Below are 18,568 nucleotides of genomic sequence, written 5' to 3'. Positions count from 1 at the left end.
CGGTCCTTACTTGCGTGCAAGGGCGTGATGGCTGAGCGGGGCGGGCGGGGGGGCCCTCATGGGGCGCCCCGGAGGGTGGGCTAGCGGGTGGTGTCGGGGATCCAGGAGCCGTGGATGCCGCCGGTGACGCGGCGCGGGAGCTGGACCGCGGCGATCTGGTCGAGTCCGGAGGCGTCCAGGACCAGCAGGCGGGAGGAGTCCTGCTTGAGGTCGGAGACGACGGTCAGGAGGTAGCCGTCGTCCTCGTTCGCGGCGTCTTCGGCGGGGACGAAGACCGCTTCGCTGGGCAGGCGGGCGTCGCCGGCCTGGTGGACGCGGCGGGCTCCGGTGGCGCGGTCGTACTTGACGACGCCGTAGCCGCCTCTGCCGTCCTGGTCGGGGAAGGAGATGGCATAGGTGTAGCGGTTCTCGGCGCCGAGGTAGTCCTCGTTGAGCGTCGGGAACTCCACGGCGAGGTCGTCGATGACCTGCTCGTCCACCGACCCGCGCTCCAGGTCGATCCGCCAGCGGCGGGTGTAGGAGCGGGTGTTGGGCTCGGTGCCTCGGCCGGGCGCGCCGACCCACCAGTTCCAGGACAGCTGGAAGCCTTCGCGGTCGACGGACGGGCCTTCCAGGACGATGCCGCCGCCTTGCAGGTCCTCGTAGGCGTTGGAGGCGTGGAGCATGTTGCCGGGCTCGATGGCGAACCAGCGGATCTTCGTGGCGCCGTCGGCGGTGCGGGGCATGACACCGATCCGGGAGGGCTGCTCGTCGCTCCAGCCGTAGGGGATGCCGGAGTGCTCGCTCGGGTCGAAGGTGACCGAGCCCTCGATGAACACGATGTGCTGGCGGGTGATGGCGAAGTCGTGCTTGAGGGAGGCGGTCGCGCCGGGGATCTCCGCGCTGTGGACGATCCGGCCCTTGGCGTCGGCGATGTAGTAGATGAGGTAGGGCGGGAACGGCGAGGAGCCGAAGAAGTGCAGTTCGCCGGTGGCGGGGTCGGTCTTGGGGTGGGCGGTCATGGCGCTGCGCAGCTTGCCGTCGAAGTCGTAGGCGCCCACGGTCTCCAGGTCGGAGTCGAGCTCGAACGGGAGGTTCGCCTCGCACAGCGCCAGCAGCCGGCCCGCGTGCTCGATGACATGGGTGCCCGCGGTGCTCGCGGTCAGGTCCACGCCGCGCTCGGTCATGTAGGGGGCGCCTTCGAGGGCGGGCGTGCGGACCCAGCGGTTGCGGTACCACTCGGCCCGGCCGTCCCGGAGCCGGATGCCGTGGACCATGCCGCTGCCCTTGAACCAGTGGGTGGGGGTGACCCCCGGCTTGGGGTTGTGGCTGTTGCGGACGAGCCGTCCGTTCAGCTCCGGCGGCAGGTGGCCTTCGACGGTGAGGCCGGTCGCGGTGATCTCGTCGACGGCGGGGGTGTAGTGGCCGGTCAGGTACGGCTTGGCGGTCATGGCGGAGTCCTGTTCTTCGATGTGGTGCGTGGTGGGAGGGGTCGTCATCGGGCGGGCTGCTCGGCGCGGTCCTTGAGGGCCGCAAGCCAGGATTCGAGCGACTGCCGGAGGGCCTGGCCGAGTTGTTCGGCGGCGGCGTCGACGGGTGCCCCGGCCCAGGACTCCTCGGTGCGGACGGTGACGCGGTCGCCGTCGGCGGCGAAGGTCCAGACGTGCACGCCGTCGATGCCGCCGGCCGGGCCGCCCCACACGATCCGCTCGCCGGGCACGACCTCGTAGACCGTCGAGGTGATGTCCAGGCCGTGCGTCGTCCAGCGGAAGGAGCCGCCGGGCTCGACGGGGCCGTCCGAGACGGCGCTGTCGATGTCGCCGTTCCAGGCCGGCCAGGCGTCGATGCCGGTGTGCAGCGCCCAGACCCGCTCAAGCGGGGCGTCGATCGTGGTGGACAGGCGGACGATCACAGGGGCGGTCTCGTCGATGGTGCGCATCTCGTGGTTCCTTCCGGAGGTACGGGTGGTGCGGGTCAGGTAGGCGGCCAGGACGGCCGTGGCGATGAGGACGGCGGCCGAGGCGGCGAAGGCCGCGCGGTAGCCGTCGGTCAGGGCCTGGACGTGAGGAGGGGACGAGCGGGCGGTGAGCGATCCGGCGAGGGTGGCCAGGACGGCCAGGCCCACGGCCCCGCCCACCTGCCGGGTGGTGTTGACGAGGCCGCCCGCGGTGCCGGAGTCGGCCTTGGCGACACCGTCCATGGACAGGTCGGTGAGCTGGATGAAGGCGACGCTCAGGCCGAGCCCGATCAGGACGCTCGGGCCGAGCACGTCGGCGAGGTAGGAGCCGTCGGCGCTGATCCGCGACAGCCACAGCAGTCCGGCGGCCTCTGTGACCAGGGCGGCGAGCAGAGCTCGGGACGCGCCGATCCGGGCGGTGATCCGGGGCGACAGGGCGGAGCCGAGCATGATCGCGCCGGCGAGGGGGAGCTGCCCGAGTCCGGTGAGCAGCGGCCCTTCGCCCAGGACCTCCTGCTGGTAGAGCGGCAGGAAGAAGAACAGGGCGATCCACACCGACCCGAACAGGGCCATCAGCGTGTTGGCCGCGGCCACCCGGCCGCCCTGGAACAGCCGCGGCGGGACCAGCGGGTCGGGGTGGCGGCGTTCGGCGAGGACGAACAGCGCTCCGAAGACGAGGGCGCCGGTGAGCGCGCCCAGGACGCGGGGGTCGGTCCAGCCCTGCTCGCGGGCCGTGGTCAGCCCCCACACCAGGCCCGTCAGGGACAGGGTGATCGTGACGGTGCCGAGCAGGTCGAACCGGCCGGTGCCGCGTTCGGCGGACCGCGGCGCCGAGGCCGTGACGGCCGCCAGCACGGCGAAGGTCCCCGCGGCGACGGTGAGGAACAGCGCCCGCCAGCCCCACGCCTGGGTCAGGAGACCTCCCAGAAGGACTCCGGCGGCGCCTCCGGCCCCCGAGACCGCGCCCCACACCCCCAGCGCCCTGCCGCGCCCGGGGCCCGGCGGGAACAGGCCCATCACCACCGCCAGCGCGGCCGGTGCGACGGCCGCCGCGCCCATGCCCTGCACGGCCCGCGCCGCGATCAGCGGGCCCGCCGACGAGGCCAGCCCGGCCACCGCCGAGGCCGTTCCGAACATCGCCAGGCCGCCGAGCAGCACGCGGCGGTGGCCCAGGAGGTCCGCGGCCCGCCCGCCGGCCAGCAGCAGCGCGCCGAAGACCAGTCCGTAGGCGTTGACGACCCAGGTCGTGCCGCCGTCCGTCAGCCCGGCGCCCTCGCGGATCTGCGGGAGCGCCACGTTCACGATCGAATTGCCGAGCACGACGAGGAACTGCGCCGCGGCCAGCCCCGCGAGCGCGGGGCCCGTGGCTGTCTTACGCATCATCGACTCCAGATATGTGTGTGGTTGACCACTCACTCTTGCCGGGGAAAGAAGGCGGGGCCTGGGCCCCGCCGACGCGACCCCGGGCGGAACGCCCGGGATGGGCTCAGTAGTGCGTGATCCCCGCCGCGAGCGTCCGCGTCCAGGGCGCCTCGACCTCGTCGGCACCCGTGGACACCAGCAGGTGGCAGAGCATTCCGCGGGCGAAGAAGTCCTGGACCTGCGGCTCGCTGCCGCCCGAGGCGCCGCGCACGTACTCCACGAGCCGGGCATAGCCCTGCCGGACCGCCTCGCGGACGGCCTCCTCCGAGACGGCGGCGGCCTGGGCGTGCAGCTGGATCAGCATGAGGTCGTTGTCGCTGATCAACCGCGCGTAGGCGTCGCCCATTGCGCGCAGGACCACCTCGGCCGAGCTGCCCGCCGCCGCGGCGACGGCCTGCTCCAACGCGCCGCGCACCTGGACGAAGCATCGCTCGACGACGGCCACGAACAGCGACTCCTTGCTCGGGAACAGCCGGTAGACGTAAGCCTGGGAGATCCCGGCGGCCTTGGCCACCTCCGTCGTGGTGGTGCCCCAGTAGCCGCGCGCCGCGAAGGCGCCGATCGCGGTGGCGAGCACCGTCTCCCGGCGCTCGTCCGCGGTGGACAGCTGTCGCCCTCGGTTCGTCGTCATGTGAGTAATAAACCACTCACACTTCCGAATGTCAACCGGAGGGCCGCGCACCGCCCCCGGAGACCGAGGGCCAGCGCGGAGGTGATCTCTGCATGAAGCCACAGTGCCGCGGATCGGCGCCCAGTTCCCAGACCAACCACTGCCCACAATCTGCTCAGCGCCGCCAGGCACACAGCTTCCCTGGTCGGCGTCGACCTCCCATGGCGCAGCCCGGCTACCGCGGCCAAGCTTCTGGTCATCTTGGACGGCGCGCAGGTCCTGGCGGCCGCCATGGGCTCAACGGAGCCTGGTGAGCACATGGTCGAGTTGGCGCAGCAACTCCTGGACTCCAGGCTGCCGGTCCGCGTCTGACTTCAGCCCCGTCCCGCCCACCGGCTTCGCGCATCAGGAAGATGGCCGGGCCCGCTTCTCCGGCGCGACCAAGAGGCCCATGAGAGGCATGAGCATCTTCTTCTGGGCGAGCCTGTGGGGCCCCTCTGGTCCGGAACGGGGACGGAATGGTGGGAAGGGGGCCGGCGGGGTGCGGGAGGCCGGGCCTCCCGCGCCCGTTCGGTCACCTGCCGTCGAGGGCCTTGAGGACGGCCTGCGCGGTGGAGGCGCTCGACTGCGGATTCTGGCCGGTGATGAGGTCGCCGTCGCGCACGACCGTGTCGCTCCATGCGGCACCGGTCCGGAGCAGCGCTCCGCGTTCGCGCAGACGGCTCTCCACCAGGTACGGGGAGGTCTCGCCGAGGCCGCCCTGGTACTCCTCCTCGTCGGTGAAGGACGTGATCGCCCGTCCGGCGAAGGTGAAGGAGCCGTCCCGGGCGGTGGCGCTCAGCAGGCCCGCCACCCCGTGGCACAGCGCGGCCACGACCTTGCCGCCGGCGTGCGCGGTGTTCAGCAGCCGGCCGAGGTCGGCGTCGCGGTCGAGGTCGGCCATCGGCCCGTGCCCGCCGGGCAGGTAGATCGCGTCGTAGTCCTCGGCGTTCGCCTGCGCCAGCGCGAGCGGGTGCGCCAACCGGTCGGCGAGCCCGTCGAGGTACGAGCGGTACGTCTGCGCGGCCTTGGCGGGGACGCCGCCGCGCTCGTCCAGACTGAGCACGTCGACGGTCGGCCGTACGCCGCCCGGCGTCGCGAACACGACCTCGGCGCCCGCTTCGGTGAGGATCCGGTGGGACTCGGCGACCTCCTCGGCCCAGTACCCGGTCGGGTGGGAGGAGCCGTCGGCCAGGGTCAGCGTGCTCGCGCCCGAGATGACCATCAGGATTTTCGGCATGGTGAGAACTCCTTGTCAGTGCTGATGCGATGAGTGAGGAATCGGGAAGCGCCGCTCATGGCCACGGGCGAGCGCGGCGGGAACCGCTCGCCGGCCGGCGGCCGTGCCCGGTCGTCATTCCAGGTAGGCGATGCCGTGGGCTCTCTGGTTCCTGTCCGGCTGCTCCGGGTCGATGTCCAGGGTGCGGATCTCGGTTCCGGATTCCAGGTCGACGACGGTGACGGTCCCGGAGCGCAGGTTGGCGACGAAGGCGCGGTCGCCGGCCGGGGTCGTTCGGATGGTGATCGGGCTTCTGCCCGTCGGCACGCTGTATTGGAGAAGGTGGGCGTCCGGGGAGTAGACGGCCAGCCGGCCGTCAGCGGGGCCGCCGTCGCGATCCGTCCGGACCAGACCGACCAGGACGCGGCCGTCCGGCGCGACGTGGACCGGGCGGCCCGGCGCCTCGAGGGGGATGCGGTCGACGACCTCGTCGGTGGCCGTGTCGATCACGATGAGCATCGCCGCGCCGGAGGGCGCGGTCCGCCTGTTCCGCAGGGCGGGCCCGGCCACGTAGGCGTACCGCCCGTCCCTGGAGATGGCGACCTCTTCCGTGCCGAACGGGGCCGGAATACGGCCGACGAGCCTGCCGCCGGCGAGGTCGACGACGGAGATGAAGGGGTCGGCCTTGTTGGTGGCGTAGCCCTTGCGGCCGTCCGGCGTGGCGGCGAACCAGTGCGGCCGGCCTGCTCCGACGTCGATGCGCCCGACCGGCCTGCGGCTGACCGTGTCCAATGCGACCACCGCCCCGTTGCCGACGGGGCCTTCTTCCACCGTGGTGTAGAGGCGGTGCCGCCTGGCGTCGAGGGCCAGCCCGTGAGGCGCTTCCTGCGGAGCGAGAGACACCACTTCGAGAAGTTCCCGCCTGAACGGGTCGGCCACGGAGATCTCGTGAGCCTTCTCGCCCGGCTCGGTGTAGATGCCGGAGCGGTAGGTGTGCGAGATGTACAGCAGTCCTTCGGCCGTGTCGGCGGCGAGTTCGTGCGGCTGGGCCGTGACCTGCAGGTCGCCGATCGGGTCGTAGGTGAGGCCGTCGAAGAGGTGGATGGCGTTGCCCGCTGATGTCGCGACGGCCAGGACAGGCCGGCGGTGGCTAAGCGCGGACCGCGACATGGCCCGAACCCTGGTCGAGAACAACATCCGGCATGGCTCTTCCTTCGTGTCAGCAGGCCCGGCACGGGCGCGTCGGGAGATCGGGGCGGCGAACGTGCGACGAGGCATCGCGGTCAGCGCCGCACCGCATGATGATCTTTCGGTCTGGTTTCACCCGAAAACTCGCGCCATAAGTTTCCTTATGGCCTTGGGCGCCCGGTCCGCTGATATCCCCAGGTCTTCGCCCCCTAGGGCACACACTCTGCCGAGGGCGGGCGCTCATCCGCGAGACCAGCGAACGCTCAACCCTCGCTCAACCGGCGCCGCTCATCTCCTTCATGCGCGAGAGTGCCGGATGATCGGAGGTCTCCCGCCTCCACAGGGCGTCGCACAGGCGTTCGTGCGCCCGCTGGAGGTATCTCCGGTAGGTGCTGTAGGGCAGGCCAAGCCGCTCGGCGGCGGCCATCTGGTTGGGCACCCGGTGGAAGTAGGTCGTGGCCATCACCCCGTGTATCCGCGTTTCACGCGGATCGGCACGCAGCCCGTCGATGACGTCGACGAGCATCTCGCGCAGGATCTCGGGCGACTGCTCCGCGGTGAAGCCCGGCCTGCTAGTGATCATTCTCGCCCGGAGCAGCGGGTTGGCGGCGAACTCGTCCTCCCGGTGCCAGTCACGCAGGGCGGCGCGCACCGCGGTGTCGAACTCCTCTCGGGTGAGCGGGAGGAACGAGTTGACCTGCGCCACGGCGGGCGGTTCTTCGTTGAGCGCGCCGGGCTGCGTCCGGTCGAACCAGACCGAGAGCGGGGTGGCCCGCCAGTCGCAGGCGAACACCGTGTAGGTGTACCCGTTGGGCCACGGCGTGTCCGTGGCCCTCGTGTGGCCGAGGTGCCGCATCAGGGGGTCCCACAGATCGCCGAACGGGCTGAGAAGGAACGACCATGCCAGGCCGGCGGATCGGATCCAGTCACTGCAGATGCGCAGCTGCATCAGGTGCTGCACGGGCGAGATCTCGCCGTAGGCGGGAGGGTAGACGAAGAACCGGGCCATGAGCAGGTGCTCTCCGGGGCGCAGCGGATTGGTGCGCTGTGCGTACTCCCATGCTCGGGCGAGGATCGGGTCGGCGGCGAGCTCGTCGGGAAGGGGTGCCGACATCCGCAGCCACGTCATGAACGCGGCGGGCTCTCCGGTCATCGAGTCGCGGTAGATCCAGAACGCTTCGGGCTGCCTGCGCAGCCAGAAGTCGACGATCGTCCCCGATTCCGGCCCTTCGGCCTCAGCGATCAGGCGCCGTACGGCCTCGTGGTCGCCAGGGCGAAGGACGTCCTCGTGGAAGTCGCCTTCCCTGCGCATCTGGAAGAACTCGCCCATCGGGCCGTAGCGTTTGAGGTAGGTGAGCTCGCGTATCGCGACCATCGCATCGGCCGGTGACGCGGTGCGCGCCTGCTCGAGAAGGATGTGGCCGAGACGGCGGTGCATCTCCTCGTACGCCTGCGGGTCGCGCCAGCGCAGGTCGGCGTCGATCGCGTCGCTGACCAGATCGTGCAGGAACACGCCTTGGCGGCCCCAGTCGGCGATCGGCAGGCGGCGCAGCCAGGTGAACATCTCGGCACCCTGGTCAGGCCCGAGCATCGCGCGCAGCAGACCTTCAGTGGTGGTCATCGCATGCGCGGCCACCTCCAGGGTGAGCCGGTGCGCGGGCGAGGGGATCTCCCCCACCATCTGGGAGAGCAGAACGGTCAGGACATCGGGGGTGGGAGCCCAGTCCGCGCCTCCGCCGTCCATCGCGACGCTGGCGGCGAGGCTGAGCGCGAGAGGGTGGCCGCCGGCGAAGTCGAGGATCCGGTGGCGCAGACCCGACGTCACGCCGCGCAGCTCCAGCAGCCTCTCGGCCTCCGCGGGGTCGAGGTCGCCCAGCGGTACGACGGCCAGGAGCTCGCTCCACGCGACGTCCGCGGTCCAGGTCGGACTCGGTGCTTCCCTGCCGGCCAGCACCACCAGCGTCTCCGGTGACAGTGAGGGAAGGAAGCGGTCGACCAGCCATCCTTCGAGCCCCTGGCAGTGATCAAGAGCGTCGATCAGCAGGACGGCATCCGGTGCGATGCCCGCGACCTCCGCTTCCACCCCGGAGGGCGAGGGGTCGATGAGCCGACCGTTCACCTCGATCGCCGGCCTGCCCGCGTCCCGGCTCTCGTCGGCGAACCGCCGCAGCAGCGTCGACTTGCCCACCCCTCCGGGGCCGTGAACGTAGATGACGGCAGGGGCTCCCCCGGTTCCTTCGAGGGCTTCACGGAACACCGCCAGCTCTTCGGCTCGCCCGACGAAGGCGCGCTCGCGCGCCCATCTCAACCGCTCCGCAAAGCTCTTGGCTTCTGGTTTCATGCGCCCAAAATGACATATTCCGGACAGGCTGGGTTCATGGTCGCGCTTATGGCTGGTGGTTCCGCTTATAGCCGTCATTGAGACCCGGTTCGCCGAGTCCTGATGACTGAGGAGGGCTCCGGCGCCGTGCTTTGCTGTGCGGATGGTGCACGACAAGCGCAGCGGTGCGTCGAGCCTCGACCTGCTGGCGACGTTCCTGGAGGTCTACCGGGCCGGTTCGCTGTCGGCCGCTTCGCGCCGCCTCGGAGTCACCCAGCCCGCGGTGAGCGGACAGCTCGCCCGCCTGGAGGAGCAGATCGGCGAGCGCCTGTTCGTACGCACCTCCCGAGGCGTGACGCCGACGCCACGGGCGGCGGCGCTGGCCTCACGTGTCAGTGGCCATGTCGAAGGCCTGCTCAGGGCCATGGAGTCGTCCGACGACCCCTCCTTCGGTGGCACCGTGCGCGTAGGCGCCGCCGCCGAGTTCATGACCCTTCGCGTCACTCCGGTGCTGACCGGGCTCACCAGGCAGGGTGTCGAGGTCCACGCCACGCTCGGCCTGGCCGACGACTTGCTGTCCGCACTGGCCACTGACCGGCTGGACCTGGTGATCTCCTCGGTACGTCCGAAACACGCGGCCCTGCAGGCGGAGCCCTTCATCGACGAGGAGTTCGTCCTCATCGCCCCGCCCGCGATGGCCGAGACCGTCGACGTCGAACGCCTGGCGACCGAACCGGTGGCGGCGCTGGCCCACCTTCCGCTCGTGGCCTACGCCGAGGAGCTGCCGATCATACGTCGCTACTGGCGCAGCGAGTTCGGCCGACGCCCGCCGAATCCGGTCGTGCTCGTCGTCTCCGATCTGCGGGCGGTCCTCGAGGCGGTGGTGACGGGTGCCGGCATCTCGGTCCTGCCGCGCTACATCGCCGAGCCCGCGCTGGGGACCGGAAGAGTCGTGCAACTGCACGAGCCGGAGGCGGCACCCTTGAACACCCTCTACCTCGCCACCCGACGCGGCGCTCCAGCGAATTCCGCCGTGACCGTTCTGCGTGACGCGCTTTGGCAGGCCGCACGCCGCTGGGGCGGCCTGTAAGAGGTCCGCACAGAATCGGCGCACGAGGCGTCGTCGGCAGAAGCCCAGGTACGGGCGGTGCCCGTCCTACCGGCGCGCCCGCCCCGGGGTGAACCGATCTCCGGTGTCAGCCGGGACGCTGTTGGTCCTGGCCGGGCGGGTCCTGGCGGGGCGGGCGTTCCCGGCGGAGCTGGGCGTTGAGGCGCTGGGCCTCGGCGAGCTGGTCTTCCAGGATGATGATGCGGCAGGCCGCCTCCACCGCGGTGCCCTGGTCGACCAGGTCGCGGGCGCGCTGGGCCAGGCGCAGCTGGTAGCGCGAGTAGCGGCGGTGCCCGCCGGCCGAGCGCTGCGGGACGATCAGCTTGCCGGCGTCCAGGCTGCGCAGGAACGCCGGGGTGACTCCCAGCATGTCGGCGGCACGGCCCATGCTGTAGGCCGGGTAGTCCTCGTCGTCGAACTTGTCGTCGAGGGTGTCGTCGCAGTCGCCCTGCCGGGCGGGGTCGTCGCCGGTCATCTCCGGCTGGGTTGCTTGCACAAGACCTTCCGTGTCATTCGGAAACGGTGGCAGTGAGGTAAGCAACGGGGGCCCCGGCGCCAAACCGCGGCGCCGGGGCCCAGAGGTACAACACCATCTATCCGGCCGTGAGGCCGGGCTTGTTCCGCGCCGGCCGCCCGATCGAGGGGCGGGGACGCAGGGATCGCGGTTGCGTGACCGTAGACCACCGTCCAATCTGGGCAGCTGCGGTACCCGCGCGACGTGACTGGAGCCGCTGGCGGGCGATCCCGATGGCGCCGATTCCTCCTTTCCTCGACATCACTACCTGTACTGGGTGGTGCGGTACTGCGTGTTCTTCTTGCCACCACGGCCCGTTGGCCGCGGGGCGGACCGGCTGCCGGAGCCCCTTGCCTTGCGTTGGCCCCAGCACGCCCGGTCCGCTCATCCATCGCTTCGGGCAGTTCGTCCTCTACCCGCTTCTCATGGACTCGTTCGTCTTCGATGACAGGAACACTACCCGGGCTCGCTTCGAAAATCTACCTCGATCACTACAGAGTTTCGTAGATCACACCACCCGGATCACGCCCGCGCCGTCGCGACGGCGGAGAGCCGTCGGCGGCCGCGGCCCGGCGTCCGGCGGTGGCTCCGCGTTCTGGTCAGTACACGAAGCGGAAGTCGGGATGCCGCGGTGACGGCCGGTTCAGCAGCGGTGCCGGCCGGTGTCGCAGGTGGCGGTCGAAGAAGGCCGTGACGTAGGCGCGCTGCGAGGCGGTGACCCGGTCCGGGTGGACGGTGCCGATGAAGTCGCGCCGCGCCTGGGCCGGGATGTCCAGCCGCTCGTCCAGCTGGGGCAGCACGGTCTGCAGGTCGGTGAAGGTGTAGTGGCTGCCGGCCGGCACGTACAGATCGCGCTTCCAGCCTGTCGAGCTGCTCCAGAACGCCTTCCAGGACGGGCTGGTGCGATGAGTCTGCGGTCGCCCTCCGGTGGCCGCGCCCATCAGCATGAACGGGCGGGACAGCCCTTCCTCGGCGACCGGGACGAGGTCGTCGTCGGCGTACTGCATGGCGCCGTCCATGTTGATCCCGGCGTCGACACGCCGGTCGGTCCGCATGGCCTCGGCGGCCTGGATACCGCCCGCGGAGTGTCCGAACATGCCGACCCTGGACAGGTCGAGCATGCGGCCGAGCCCGGCGGGCAGCCGGCGGCCTTCGGCGTCGGGGTTGCGGCCCGCCCGCAGCGCCGCGAGCCGGTCCAGCACGAGCCCGGTGTCCCGGACGCGGGCGTCCAGCGCCGTCCTGAGCCGCTCCGGACCGCCTTCGGGCAGCCGCTGCCCCTCGACCCGGCCGCCGGGGAACTCCACCGGTCCGCTCTCGTAGGTGTGGTCCATGGTCACCACCACGTACCCCCGGCTCACCAGTTCCTCGGCGAGGGTCGTGCCCAGGGCGCGGGGGACGCCGAAGCCGGGCGAGTAGAGCACCACCGGGCGGGCCCCGCCGCCCGCGGCCGGCGCGGACTCGGCGGCGTGGGTGCGCGCCCCCGCCCAGTCCACCTCGCCGGGCTTGAAGATCCCCAGCGCACCGGACCGGTCGAGCAGGCCGGCCACCCCGGGCCGCAGGTAGGGAGCGGTCCGCGCGGCGGCCGTACGGCGGGCCGGGTACCACACGCTGACCATCAGCTCGCGGGTCCGGCCCTCGACCCAAGGGTCGGTACGGCCATGGTCGACCAGGTGCAGCTCGGTCGTCCCGATCGGCTGCCGCCCGGTCGGCTCGGGCAGGGTGAAACCCGCCGCCCCGGCCGGCCCGGCCGCCGCCGACAGCGCGGCCGGGCCGGTGCTCGTGCCACAGGCCGCAGGCAGGCAGGCGGCCGCGGCCAGTGCGGTGATCCGTATCGCTGATCGCATGCCCCGATGGTGGTGCCGCCGCCACCCGCGCCACCATGCCCGTTCGTCACCCCCGCCCCCCACTTTCGCCAGGGCCCCACGCACCACGGACACCGACCATCTCGCGGACCACTACGCGCTCCCCACCCCACCGATCGCGTCGTCGCCCGGGAGATGCCGGCCCGGCTGCCGCTGACGCATCCCGCACCCGCCTGCGCCTGCGCCGGAACCGCGGTGACCTGGGCGCACGGCTTCCTCAAACCTGACGGTGCCCCTCGTCGCCCGTCCGGCGCGGCGTGACCAGGTCATGGGTTCAGGAAGGGTCGGTCAGCTCGCTGTCGATGACCGCCTGATCGCGGTCCTGCTGCGCACACCGCCGGTCCTGGAGGGCCTCGTCGCGGTCGGCGCCGGCGGACGCGCGGTCCTGGGCGGCCGCTTGACGGTCCACGCCGCTGGACCGGCGGCCGGCAGCGGCCGCGCGCCGCCGCTGGATCACCGCCGTCATCAGTTCACGCAGCACCATGCGGTCCTCGGCGTTGCGTTCACGGTCCGCCGCGGCCATCTCCCGGTCCAGCTCCACCTGCTGCCGCATCGCCAGCACCACCGCCGGGTCCGGCTCCATCGCCTCAGCCTGCCGGTTCCAGACCTCGGCCGCCGCTCGATCGCGCTCCTCCGCCGCTCGATCCCGCAGCTCAGCCGCCCGCAGCACCTCGGACAGCCGCCGCTCCTCGGCGGCCGCCGCCTGGTCGGCGTTCTCGGCATCGGTGTCCCGGTCCCTGGCGCGCGAGTCGCGGTCCTGGGCCCGCCGATCGCGCCGCACCGCCGCCTGGTCCCGGTCCCGGGCGGCCCCATCCCGAACGTCACCGGCGTCACGCCGCGCCGCCAGCTTCCCCTGCGCATCGTCACCGCCGGGTCGCGCACCGCCGGCGGAGGCCACCCGTTCACGCAGCACCGCCGCCATCCTCCCGGCCGCGGCCTGCGTGCCCAGGCCATCGCGGTGCGCCAGTCCCTCAAGCAGTTCCGCTACCAGCCGGGCCTCGGCTTCGTTCAGCATCGCCGACCTCGTCTCCACAGCAGACAAGGGGGAACTGCCCAGCCAGCACCTTCCCACGCCATACGCCGGCCACCTCCAAGATCGCCATGCGGAAGACAGGCTCCGGGAGGACGGCGATCGCGGAAACACGGCGACGATTCCGTTCCTCGCGCAGGCGGGATGGCCCCTGCCGGTTTCGCCGATACCGCACCGAACCGTACGAGCCGGGCGTACGGGTGAACGCCGTTGCGCCTCGGGAGGGGTCATCGCCGGACGTAGACGCTCGCGTATGGGGTTCGGTCTCTCGACGATGTTCGCGCGGGCCGCGCCCCGGTTGACTCATGGGCATGACGAACGAAACGAAGAAGCTGATCGTGGGTGGGACGGGCAAGACGGGCCGGCGCATCGTGGCGCGGCTGGAGGAGCGCGGCGTTCCGGTACGGGTGGGCTCGCGGTCGGGCGAGCCGCGGTTCGACTGGAAGGACCGGTCGACGTGGAGCGCGGTACTGGAGGGCGTGGACGCGATCTACCTCGCCTACTACCCGGACCTGACCGTCCCGGGGGCCGCCGAGGACATCGGCGCGTTCGGTGCGGCGGCGGTGGAGGCCGGGATCGACCGGATCGTGCTGCTGTCGGGCCGGGGTGAGCCTGAGGCCGCGGTGGCCGAGCAGGCGCTGAAGGACAGTGGCGCAGAGTGGACGGTGCTGCGGTGCAGCTGGTTCGCGCAGAACTTCAGCGAGGACTACCTGCTGGACGCGGTGCTGTCGGGCGAGGTGGCGGTGCCGGCCGGGGAGGTGCCCGAGCCGTTCGCCGACGCCGACGACATCGCGGACGTGGCGGTCGCGGCGCTGACCGAGGACGGCCACGCGGGCCGCACGTACGAGATCACCGGTGCCCGCGCGCTGACCTTCGCCGAGGCGGTCGCCGAGATCGCCGGCGCCGCCGGCCGTGAGGTCCGCTTCACCTCGGTGCCGGCGGAGGGGTACGCGGCCGCGCTGCGCGATCATGGTGTGCCCGACGACGTGACCGACCTGCTGATCTACCTGTTCACCACCGTCCTGGACGGGCGCAACGCGCGCCCGGCCGACGGCGTGCGACGCGCCCTGGACCGCGAGCCCAGGGACTTCGCCGACTTCGCCCGCGACACCGCCGCCACCGGCGTGTGGGCCTGAGAGAGGAAACCCATCATGAAGTTCACCCTGGCCGCGTCGGCGGCGACGATCGCGGTGCTGCTCACCGGCGGAGTCACGGGCGTCTTTCTCGCCTTCTCGGTCGCGGTGATGCCCGGGCTGGACGCCACCAAGGCGAGTACGGCGATCGCGGCGATGCAGAGCATGAACCAGAAGATCCAGAACCCGGTGTTCCTGGGCCACTTCACCGGCGCGCCGCTGCTGGCCCTGGTCACCGGCGCGGCGCTGCTGCTCCTCGGGCAGCGCTCGGCGGCGGTCCTGTTCTTCGTCGCCGCGGGGATCTACCTGCTGGGCACGTTCCTGCCGACCGTGATCGTGAACGTGCCGCTGAACGAGAAGCTGGACGCCAGCAAGATCCCGGCCGACATGGCCGAGGCGGCGAAGCTCTGGAACGACTACTCCTCGCGCTGGACGCCCTGGAACACGCTGCGGGCGGTGTCGAGCGTGCTCAGCCTGCTGGTGATGGCCCTGGGCCTGTACGTCTGGGGCCGCAACCACTGACCCGGGACACGGAAGGCGCGGACGGCGAAGGACGCCGCCCGCGCCGTCCGCGCGTTCAGGAGGCGAGCGCGCCGAGTGTTCGCCCCGGGTAGCGCGGGCTACTGGCGGGGGATCGCGACGACGGTGTACGGCGTCCGCGGGGTCGGCGGGGTGTCGAACCGGGCGTTCGGCAGGTACAGCCGTGAACCGAAGGCCGCCACGGTCGCCGGGACGTCGAACCGCTCGCTGCGCAACCGGCGCACCACATGTCCTTGCGTGCCCTCCGCGTTAAGCCGCAGGACGGCCACGGCGTTCCACCGGTTCTGCACGGCGTACAGTGTCCGGCCGCGCAGCAGCAGGCCGTCGCCCTCGACCAGGGTCTCGCCGTGCAGGTTCACGCGACGGGTCTCGCCGGAGGGCTCGACGCGGAACAGGTCGCCGGTGTTCGACTGCACGACGAGCAGGGCCCGGCCGTCCGGGGTCGCGGTGATCCCGTTGGCGTTGAAGCCGGAGCCGTACCTCATGTCGCCGGTGAGCGGGATGCGGACGGGCGGGCCGGGCGGGCGGTCGCCGCGCAGCGGCATCTTGTAGAGGACCGGGTTGGTGGAGTCGGTGATCCATGCGGCGCCCTGGCTGAGGGCGATGTCGTTGACGAACGCCGGCCCGGTCGTCAGCCGGTGGGTCGCCAGCTTCCGTCCGGTGCGGGCGTCCAGGATCCGCAGGTCGCCGCCCGTGCCACCCGCCACGAACAGGTGACCGCGCCCGTCGGCGCGCAGGCCGAGCGCCGGGGTGCCGGGACCCCGGCTGAACACCGCGCCGCGTCCGGTGCGCAGATCGGCGCGGTAGATCGAGCCGTCGGCCATGGAACCGACGTAGGCGTACGGGCCGGGGCCCGTCACGATGCCCTCGGGGCGGAACCCGTCCGGAAGGCGGATGGTGCTCGGGAAAGCGGACGCGTGGGCGGGCGCGCCCGTCGAGGCGATCACGCCGAGCGCGACCAGCACGGAGGTGAGCCGACGGTCGCCCGCGGTCCGCTGGACCGGGACGAGCAGGACCATCTCGCCGCGACCCTGCGGACCCTGCTGCTCAGCCTCGGCGACGAGGCGCCGACCGCCCCGGACCGGTAGAGACGCGCCCCGGCCCGCCGGCGGCATGTGGCATCAGGAGCGTCGAGCCGTCGGGTGGTCTTTCACCCAGGCGGGAAGGGGTTCGCGGGCGTCGAGCCAGTCCGGCGGGATGCCGTCGATCCCCGTCCTGGTGGCGATGATGCCGCCGACGATCGCGGCGGTGGTGTCCATGTCCCCGCCGGCCGTGACGCAGGCTCGGACCCCGGCCGGGTAGTCGCCGAGGTGCCGGGTGGCCGCCCAGAGCGCGAACGGCACGGTGTCCTGGGCGGTGATGCGTGAACCGTTGCCCAGGGCCTGCGCCGCCTCTTCAGGTGTCGCCTTCGCTAGGCCGCGAGCGCGCTGGAGTCCTTGCCGGACGTAGGTTCCGGGGACGTGGTCGAGGGCCGCCTCGATCAGGTCTCCGGCGGTGCCGGTCGCAGCGAGGGAGGCGGCGACGGCGACCGCGACGGCACCCGCGATCCCTTCGGTGTGGGCGTGGGTGATCTCGGCCTGGAGGGCGGCCTCGGCGGCGGCGCGTGCCGGGTCGCCGGTGTAGTAGGCGCCCAGCGGGGCGACGCGCATGGCCGCGCCGTTGCCGAAGGAGCCGTTGCCGCCGAAGGACCCGGCCGAGGCGGCCCGCCATGGGTGCCCGTCGCGGATGCGTTCGAGGAGTTCCAGGGCCCCGGCGCCGTAGCGGCGGCCGGTGTCCATGCGGGTGGCGAAGGAGGTGGCGAGGACGTCCTGGTCGACGCGGCCGTGATCGTGCAGGCAGGCGACGACCGAGCAGGCCATCTCGGTGTCGTCGCTCCACTCCCACGGCGGTGGAGGAAGGTCCGCGGCGGTGAGACGGCGGTTGGCGAGCAGGAAGAACTGGTCCCCGAACGCGTCGCCGACCGACAATCCGGCCAGGGAGGCGTGCATGAGTGCGGCGGCGCGTTCAGGGGGCTGAGCGAGGCCGCGGGCGTCGTCGTTCACGGCAATGATCCCGGCTGGCGTGAGTGCGGTGGGCTGCGCTTCCCGGGCACCCTATCCGGAGTCGAGATCTTCAGGCCGGCTCCCGTCCCGGCTGACTCCACCGACATGGGTGTCTCGGTCATGGCGTCGAGCCTGGTGGCGGGCTCGTGGTGCTGCCAGGTACGGGCCGTACCTGTTCTCACCACCAGTAGGACGGATAGCCGCGGCGGGTGGCGATGACGCCGACGGCCACGATGACGGATGTCGCCAGTACAAGAAGGAGCAGGAACGTCACGGGTTCCGGCCCGGTCAGCACGACGATGACCGCGGTCGCGGCGGCGGGGGAATGCGGGGTACGGGCGAGGGCCATGGCGCCGATGGCGAGGGCGCCGGCGACGGCCGCCGTCCAGAGCGTCCGGCCGCCGGCGGCGACGGCGCAGAAACCGACCAGCGCGGAGACGAACTGGCCGCCGATGACGTTGCGGGGCTGCGCCAGCGGCAGGGTCGGCGCGGCGAACACCAGGGCGGCGCTGGCGGCCAAGGGCGGCACCAGGACCGGACGGTGCAGGAGGTGACCGATCGCGACCAGGAGGGTGAGCGCGACGGCACCGGCAGCGGTCGCGGACGCGATGGCGGGCGCGGCGGGACGCGCCGGCGCCTTGCCGATGAGCGCCTGGGCGACGTCGTTGCGGTCGGTGGGGATCACGGCGCTTCCTCGGGAGGGGGTACGGGCGGATTGAAGCGGGACAGGACCGGTTCGCTCCACCTCAGCGGGACGGCGTCCGGGATCTCGATGACGTCGGTGACGGTGAACTCGACCAGCCGCTCGGCGGTGCCGCGCGCGGGTTCCCAGTCGGTGCGCGCGGTTCCGGTGAGCTGCAGGACGGCGCCGGTGCGCCAGTCGGGGAACAGCAGCCCGGCCCGGGGCTGGACCTCCAGGTTGCCCAGGGTGTTGAACATGGCGTTGCCGACGTAGTCGGGCCAGCGCAGCATCGTCGGCGACGGCACCTCCACGAAGCCCGGGTTTCCGCCGCGGTGGGAGGCGTCGGCGTTGCCCTCGCGGTCGGCGGTGGCGATGAAGAAGGTGTCGGCGCCGGTGATCCGCGCTCGCTGCTCGGCGCTCAGCGAGCGAGACCGTCGCGGCCGGCCGGGAGAGGCCGGCTCCCAGCGCGGTTCGCGCTTCTGGATGTACTTGGGGCAGTTGGAGTACACCTGGTCGAGCGAGACGCGCAGGCCGCCGGCGGTCGGGACGGCGCGGCCGTTCATCCGCATCCGCCTGTGCCGGGACGGCTCGATCGCGAGCAGGCCGACCGGTGCCGGTTCGGCGAGCCGGTCGTGCAGCGGGTCGTGCGGTCCCGGGCGGGCGTCGATCGTGATGGTGCGGGCGTCGTCGGCGCGCAGGAACCCGGGCGGTCCGGTGAGCGGCGCCGCCCACATCCGTCCGTCGCCGTCGGCGGCGCCGAGCACCACCATCGGCTGCTGGGCGAGGAACCTGCGCGCCACGTCGGGGATCTCCGCGCGGATGGCGCGGCCGGAGAACGCGCCCTGGTCCAGCAGGCCGGCGCGCCGCTGGGCGGCTCGTTCGCCTTCGTGGTAGACGTCGGCCGCCACAGCGGCCTCCTTTCG

Annotated in this window: 16 protein-coding genes; 3 read left to right on the top strand and 13 right to left on the bottom strand. The window is 72.1% G+C overall.

Annotated elements, in window-relative coordinates:
- Positions 1-80: 80 nt before the first annotated feature.
- From ACA361_RS27120 to ACA361_RS27095, 6 genes are all read right to left on the bottom strand, one after another.
- Entirely contained in the window at positions 81-1,478 is a 1,398-nt protein-coding gene (locus ACA361_RS27120) for a carotenoid oxygenase family protein (protein ID WP_375016339.1), read from the bottom strand.
- On the bottom strand, positions 1,475-3,319 hold the full coding sequence (locus tag ACA361_RS27115) for an MFS transporter (protein WP_375016337.1): 1,845 nt from the start codon (positions 3,317-3,319) through the stop codon (positions 1,475-1,477). Before ACA361_RS27115 ends, ACA361_RS27120 begins: the two co-directional genes overlap by 4 nt.
- Before the next feature lie 103 nt (positions 3,320-3,422).
- Positions 3,423-3,989: a TetR/AcrR family transcriptional regulator gene (locus tag ACA361_RS27110; protein WP_375016336.1), complete on the bottom strand. Its 567-nt coding sequence runs from the start codon at positions 3,987-3,989 to the stop codon at positions 3,423-3,425.
- Between the two features lie 553 nt (positions 3,990-4,542).
- Positions 4,543-5,247, bottom strand: coding sequence for a type 1 glutamine amidotransferase domain-containing protein (locus tag ACA361_RS27105; protein ID WP_375016335.1), 705 nt, complete (start codon positions 5,245-5,247; stop codon positions 4,543-4,545).
- A 114-nt stretch (positions 5,248-5,361) separates the two neighbouring features.
- Positions 5,362-6,396, bottom strand: a complete 1,035-nt coding sequence (locus tag ACA361_RS27100; protein ID WP_375016334.1) for a hypothetical protein — start codon at positions 6,394-6,396, stop codon at positions 5,362-5,364.
- A 292-nt stretch (positions 6,397-6,688) separates the two neighbouring features.
- Positions 6,689-8,755: an ATP-binding protein gene (locus ACA361_RS27095; protein ID WP_375016332.1), complete on the bottom strand. Its 2,067-nt coding sequence runs from the start codon at positions 8,753-8,755 to the stop codon at positions 6,689-6,691.
- 142 nt (positions 8,756-8,897) lie between these two features.
- Here ACA361_RS27095 and ACA361_RS27090 point away from each other — a divergent pair, with 142 nt between their 5' ends.
- Positions 8,898-9,824 (top strand): LysR family transcriptional regulator, encoded by a 927-nt coding sequence (locus tag ACA361_RS27090; protein ID WP_375016330.1) that lies wholly within the window; start codon positions 8,898-8,900, stop codon positions 9,822-9,824.
- A 106-nt stretch (positions 9,825-9,930) separates the two neighbouring features.
- Here the strand turns inward: ACA361_RS27090 and ACA361_RS27085 are convergent, their stop codons facing one another.
- The 3 genes from ACA361_RS27085 to ACA361_RS27075 all read right to left on the bottom strand — a co-directional run bounded on the left by ACA361_RS27085 (position 9,931) and on the right by ACA361_RS27075 (position 13,233).
- Positions 9,931-10,317, bottom strand: a complete 387-nt coding sequence (locus tag ACA361_RS27085; protein ID WP_375016475.1) for a MerR family transcriptional regulator — start codon at positions 10,315-10,317, stop codon at positions 9,931-9,933.
- A gap of 638 nt (positions 10,318-10,955) precedes the next feature.
- Entirely contained in the window at positions 10,956-12,200 is a 1,245-nt protein-coding gene (locus ACA361_RS27080) for an alpha/beta hydrolase family protein (RefSeq protein ID WP_375016327.1), read from the bottom strand.
- A 292-nt stretch (positions 12,201-12,492) separates the two neighbouring features.
- Complete coding sequence (locus ACA361_RS27075; RefSeq protein WP_375016325.1) at positions 12,493-13,233, bottom strand: hypothetical protein; 741 nt, start codon at positions 13,231-13,233, stop codon at positions 12,493-12,495.
- Between the two features lie 326 nt (positions 13,234-13,559).
- On the opposite strand from ACA361_RS27075, the gene ACA361_RS27070 reads away from it, so the two are divergent.
- Both ACA361_RS27070 and ACA361_RS27065 read left to right on the top strand, forming a co-directional pair.
- Positions 13,560-14,384, top strand: coding sequence for an NAD(P)H-binding protein (locus ACA361_RS27070; protein WP_375016323.1), 825 nt, complete (start codon positions 13,560-13,562; stop codon positions 14,382-14,384).
- A 15-nt stretch (positions 14,385-14,399) separates the two neighbouring features.
- On the top strand, positions 14,400-14,903 hold the full coding sequence (locus ACA361_RS27065; protein ID WP_375016321.1) for a DUF1772 domain-containing protein: 504 nt from the start codon (positions 14,400-14,402) through the stop codon (positions 14,901-14,903).
- A gap of 98 nt (positions 14,904-15,001) precedes the next feature.
- Here the strand turns inward: ACA361_RS27065 and ACA361_RS27060 are convergent, their stop codons facing one another.
- The 4 genes from ACA361_RS27060 to ACA361_RS27045 all read right to left on the bottom strand — a co-directional run bounded on the left by ACA361_RS27060 (position 15,002) and on the right by ACA361_RS27045 (position 18,553).
- Entirely contained in the window at positions 15,002-15,940 is a 939-nt protein-coding gene (locus ACA361_RS27060; RefSeq protein ID WP_375016319.1) for a superoxide dismutase, read from the bottom strand.
- Positions 15,941-16,042: 102 nt separating this feature from the next.
- Positions 16,043-16,963, bottom strand: a complete 921-nt coding sequence (locus ACA361_RS27055) for an ADP-ribosylglycohydrolase family protein (protein ID WP_375016317.1) — start codon at positions 16,961-16,963, stop codon at positions 16,043-16,045.
- 178 nt (positions 16,964-17,141) lie between these two features.
- Positions 17,142-17,648: an HPP family protein gene (locus ACA361_RS27050; RefSeq protein ID WP_375016315.1), complete on the bottom strand. Its 507-nt coding sequence runs from the start codon at positions 17,646-17,648 to the stop codon at positions 17,142-17,144.
- Positions 17,645-18,553 carry a pyridoxamine 5'-phosphate oxidase family protein gene (locus tag ACA361_RS27045; RefSeq protein WP_375016313.1) on the bottom strand — a complete coding sequence of 303 codons (909 nt, stop codon included), beginning with the start codon at positions 18,551-18,553 and terminating at the stop codon, positions 17,645-17,647. The genes ACA361_RS27050 and ACA361_RS27045 overlap by 4 nt, the downstream gene beginning before the upstream one ends.
- Between the last annotated feature and the right edge of the window lie 15 nt (positions 18,554-18,568).

This window comes from Actinomadura sp. 21ATH (genome assembly GCF_041951345.1).
In the GTDB taxonomy this organism is placed as follows: domain Bacteria; phylum Actinomycetota; class Actinomycetes; order Streptosporangiales; family Streptosporangiaceae; genus Spirillospora.
The sequence above is the reverse complement of the archived record's forward strand: the minus strand, read 5'-3'. Positions and strand labels throughout refer to the sequence as shown.

Coding starts and splice junctions, on each gene's coding strand:
- ACA361_RS27075 (WP_375016325.1), bottom strand. CDS start 13,233: ATGCTGAACGAAGCCGAGGCCCGGCTGGTAGCGGAACTGCTTGAGGGA.
- ACA361_RS27060 (WP_375016319.1), bottom strand. CDS start 15,940: ATGGTCCTGCTCGTCCCGGTCCAGCGGACCGCGGGCGACCGTCGGCTC.
- ACA361_RS27095 (WP_375016332.1), bottom strand. CDS start 8,755: ATGAAACCAGAAGCCAAGAGCTTTGCGGAGCGGTTGAGATGGGCGCGC.
- ACA361_RS27085 (WP_375016475.1), bottom strand. CDS start 10,317: ATGACCGGCGACGACCCCGCCCGGCAGGGCGACTGCGACGACACCCTC.
- ACA361_RS27065 (WP_375016321.1), top strand. CDS start 14,400: ATGAAGTTCACCCTGGCCGCGTCGGCGGCGACGATCGCGGTGCTGCTC.
- ACA361_RS27115 (WP_375016337.1), bottom strand. CDS start 3,319: ATGATGCGTAAGACAGCCACGGGCCCCGCGCTCGCGGGGCTGGCCGCG.
- ACA361_RS27110 (WP_375016336.1), bottom strand. CDS start 3,989: ATGACGACGAACCGAGGGCGACAGCTGTCCACCGCGGACGAGCGCCGG.
- ACA361_RS27090 (WP_375016330.1), top strand. CDS start 8,898: ATGGTGCACGACAAGCGCAGCGGTGCGTCGAGCCTCGACCTGCTGGCG.
- ACA361_RS27080 (WP_375016327.1), bottom strand. CDS start 12,200: ATGCGATCAGCGATACGGATCACCGCACTGGCCGCGGCCGCCTGCCTG.
- ACA361_RS27120 (WP_375016339.1), bottom strand. CDS start 1,478: ATGACGACCCCTCCCACCACGCACCACATCGAAGAACAGGACTCCGCC.
- ACA361_RS27105 (WP_375016335.1), bottom strand. CDS start 5,247: ATGCCGAAAATCCTGATGGTCATCTCGGGCGCGAGCACGCTGACCCTG.
- ACA361_RS27100 (WP_375016334.1), bottom strand. CDS start 6,396: ATGTCGCGGTCCGCGCTTAGCCACCGCCGGCCTGTCCTGGCCGTCGCG.
- ACA361_RS27070 (WP_375016323.1), top strand. CDS start 13,560: ATGACGAACGAAACGAAGAAGCTGATCGTGGGTGGGACGGGCAAGACG.